Source organism: Corallococcus llansteffanensis, from assembly GCF_003612055.1.
GTDB lineage: Bacteria > Myxococcota > Myxococcia > Myxococcales > Myxococcaceae > Corallococcus > Corallococcus llansteffanensis.
The window spans coordinates 1-3,465 of the sequence record NZ_RAWB01000802.1 but is presented as its reverse complement, the minus strand read 5'-3'; the positions used below and the strand labels follow the sequence as shown (position 1 = coordinate 3,465).

The following is a 3,465-nucleotide window of genomic DNA, read 5'->3' as shown; positions in this document are numbered from 1 at the left end:
CCTTCCAGCCATGGTGGTGACACTCGCGCTGGGCGTGGTGGTGGTGGCCATCATCCTGCTCTCCATCGACCGCATCCCGACCGAGGTGAGCTCCCTCGCCATCGTCGTGCTGCTGGTGCTGAGCGGGCTCCTGACGCCCCGGGAGGCCCTCTCCGGGTTCTCCAGCGAGACAGCCATCTTCATCTTCACGCTCCTGGCGTTGACGCAGGGGCTCAGCGCCACGGGGGTGATGCAGCTCGTGGGCCGGCGGCTGCTGTTCATCGCGCGGTTCAGCCCGCAGGCCTTCATCGTCATGCTGCTGGTGGCCGTCTGCATCTTCTCCTCCGTGGCCTCGAACACGGCGGTGACGGCGGCGTTCCTCCCCGTCGCGACGGCCGCGTCCGCGCAGACGAAGGTGTCTCCGCGCAGGCTGCTGATGCCCCTGGCGTTCACCTCGATGCTGGGGGGAACCATCTTCCTGTTCGGCACGTCCACCAACCTCGTCGTCAGCTCGGCGATGGAGCAATCAGGCCTCGGACGCATCGGCTTCACCGAGCTCACCCCCGTGGGGCTTCCCCTCGCGATCATCGGGATCAGCGTGACGCTGGTCCTCATGCGGTGGCTCCTGCCCGCGCGTGAAGGCGAGCAGGGCGCGGGAGCCTTGCCCCAGCGGGAGTACGTGACGGAGGCGGTGCTCACGCCCGGCTCCCATCTCATCGGGAAGGAGCTCCGCTACGTCACCGAAGGGCTGGGAGTCCCGGTGCGGGGCGTCGTGCGCGAGGGGGCCATGCGGCCTCCCGATCCCCGGGGGCGGTTGGAGGCCCAGGAGCACCTCATCATCGCGGGCAGCGTGGGCGACATCCTGCGGGTGAAGGACCTGCGCAGCATCGGCCTCAGCGCCGACCTCCGGATTCCCGAGGACCACCGCCACTCCCATACGCTCACGGAGGTGTCGGTGCCGCCAACGTCGGCCCTGGCCGGCAGGTCCCTCAGGGACATCCGCTTCGCGGAGCGCTACGGGCTCGTGGCGATGGCCATCCACCGCCATCCCACGCTGCAAGGCTCCCATCAGCACCTGAACCTGCTGGGGAGCCTCGCCAGCGGGGACGCCCTGAAGAACATCTCCCTGTCGGTGGGCGACCTGCTGCTCGTGGGAGGATCGGAGCGCCGTGTCCGTGAGCTCGCGCGGGACGAGGAGCTGACCGTGCTCGGCAGCGTCGAATACCAGCGGCCGCGCTACCGGCGCGCCCTGCTCGCCGTGATCATCTTCGCCGCCACGGTCGCCGTCGCGGGCCTGCGCCTCACCTCGCCCGCCATCGCGGGGCTGGCCGGGATGTTGGCGATGATCGCGACAGGCTGCGTCGACACCCGCACGGCCTTCCGGGTGGACTGGCGGGTCGTCATCCTGATTGGCGCGCTGCTGGCCCTGGGGCAGGCGGTGGAGAAGAGCGGCGCGGGGGAGGTGCTGGCGCAGGCCGTGCTCCCGCTGGCGGGCGTCGTGGGGCCGCGCGGGGTGCTCTGCGTGATCATGATCGCCACCATCGTGCTCTCCGTCCCCATGAGCAACCAGGCCGCGGCGTTGATCATGCTTCCCGTGGGGATCCATGTCGCGATGGACATGGGGCTCGACCCGCGAGCGTTCGCCCTGGGGATCTGCCTGGCCGCGTCGTGCTCGTTCCTCACGCCCCTGGAGCCGTCCGCCGCGCTCGTGTACGGGCCCGGGCGCTACCGCTTCGTCGACTTTCTCCGGGTGGGGACACCGCTCACCGTGCTGATGCTCGTGCTGCTGACGTTCGCGGTGCCGCTCGTGTGGCCCTTCACGCGGAGCTGAGGCTACCGCTCCCGCTCGCGGCGGTGGATGGTGGAGACGTCGATGCCCAGCAGCTCCGCGGCGCGCGTCTTGTTGCCGCCGCAGTGCTGCACCATCCAGTGGATGTACTCGCCCTCCAGCCGGCGCAGGGGCCACACCCCTTCCTGCGCCAGGGCGAGCGGATGCGGCTCCGGCTCCGGCACCGGCGCGTGCGGCCGCAGGTCCTCCAGCTCCACTGTCTCCCGGGGCACGAGCACCACCAGTCGCTCCACCAGGTTCTCCAGCTCGCGCACGTTGCCCGGCCACGGCATCGCGCCCAGCGCGGCCACCACCTCCGGGGACAGCGCCGTCACGCGGGAGCGCGGGTTGCGCGCCCGGGAGCGCGCGGTGAAGTGCTCCACCAGTTGGGGAATGTCCTCCCGGCGCTCCTTCAACGAAGGCACTCGCAGCGTGACGACGTTGAGCCGGTAGAAGAGGTCCGCGCGGAAGCGCCCCTCGCGCACGCGCGCTTCCAGGTCCTGGTGCGTGGCGGCCACCACGCGCACGTCCACCGTGCGGTGCGCATCCGAGCCCACCGCGCGCACCTCGCCGTCCTCCAGGATGCGCAAGAGCCGCGCCTGGAGCTCCGTGGGCATGTCGCCAATCTCGTCGAGGAACAGCGTGCCGCCGTGCGCCTCCACGAACAGGCCTCGCCGCACCGACGTGGCCCCGGTGAAGGCCCCCTTCACGTGGCCGAACAGCTCGCTCTCCAAGAGCGGCCCCGGCAGCGCGGTGCAGTTGACGGCCACGAAGGGACCGGGCGCGCGCGGGCCCTCGAAGTGCAGCGCGCGGGCCACCAGCTCCTTGCCGCTGCCGCTCTCGCCCCGGAGCAGCACCGGGGCCGCCGCGTGCGCCACCCGGTCGACGAGCTCGTACAGGCCTCGCATGGGGGCGCTGCGTCCCACCATCGAGCCCAGGCCGGAGCGCTCCTGCGAGGCCTGCTTCAGCGCCCGGTGCTCCGCGCGCAGCCGGCGGTCCTCCAGGGCGCGGCCCAGGTACAGGCGCACCTCGTCCAGGCGGAAGGGCTTGGTGAAGTAGTGGTACGCGCCCCGGCGCATCGCCTCCACCGCGCTCTCCACGCCGCCGAAGGCCGTCATCAGCAGCACCGGCAGCTCCGGGTCCACCGCGCGCGCCGCGTCCAGCACGTCCAGCCCGTCCACCTGCTCCATGCGCAGGTCGCTCAGCACCGCGTCGTACACGCGCGAGCGCAACAGCGTCACCGCCTCCTGGCCGCCCGTGGCCAGGTCCACCGTCCAGCCCGCGTCGGCCAGCGGCTCCTGGAGCATGCGCCCCATCTCCACGTGGTCATCGACGACCAGCACCCGTGCGTCGATACGGGCCTCGGTGCGTGCGTCAGACGGCTTGTCGCTCGGCATTGCGTTCCTCTGGCACGGTACGGGCGACAGGCCACAGCACGGTGACGCGCGTGCCCTGCCCCGGCGTGCTCTCCAGTTCCACCCGGCCGCCGTGGTTGCGCACCACGTGGGCCACCATCGTCAGCCCCAGTCCCGTGCCCTGTCCGCGCTTCTTCGTGGTGAAGAAGGGGTCGAACACCTGGTTGAGACGCTCCTTCGGAATCCCGCACCCGTCATCGCGCACGGTGAGGGCGACGAGCCCCCAGGCCCCCTCCTCCGGCC

General features: G+C 71.5%; 3 protein-coding genes. 1 reads left to right on the top strand and 2 read right to left on the bottom strand.

Features of this window, described 5'->3' with window-relative positions:
* Positions 1–1,810, top strand: a 1,810-nt coding sequence (locus tag D7V93_RS40410; protein WP_244237803.1) for an SLC13 family permease, incomplete at its 5' end; no start/stop codon positions are given.
* 2 nt (positions 1,811–1,812) lie between these two features.
* Here D7V93_RS40410 and D7V93_RS40405 read toward each other — a convergent pair.
* Together D7V93_RS40405 and D7V93_RS40400 are read right to left on the bottom strand one after the other, a co-directional pair.
* A complete protein-coding gene (locus tag D7V93_RS40405) occupies positions 1,813–3,204 on the bottom strand; it encodes a sigma-54-dependent transcriptional regulator (protein WP_120648340.1) in 1,392 nt (463 codons plus the stop codon).
* On the bottom strand, positions 3,182–3,465 hold a 284-nt coding region (locus D7V93_RS40400), incomplete at its 5' end, for a sensor histidine kinase (protein ID WP_147451602.1). The genes D7V93_RS40400 and D7V93_RS40405, both read right to left, overlap by 23 nt.

Excerpts from the sequence above, each read along its gene's own strand:
- D7V93_RS40405 (WP_120648340.1), bottom strand. The coding sequence starts at position 3,204 with ATGCCGAGCGACAAGCCGTCTGACGCACGCACCGAGGCCCGTATCGAC.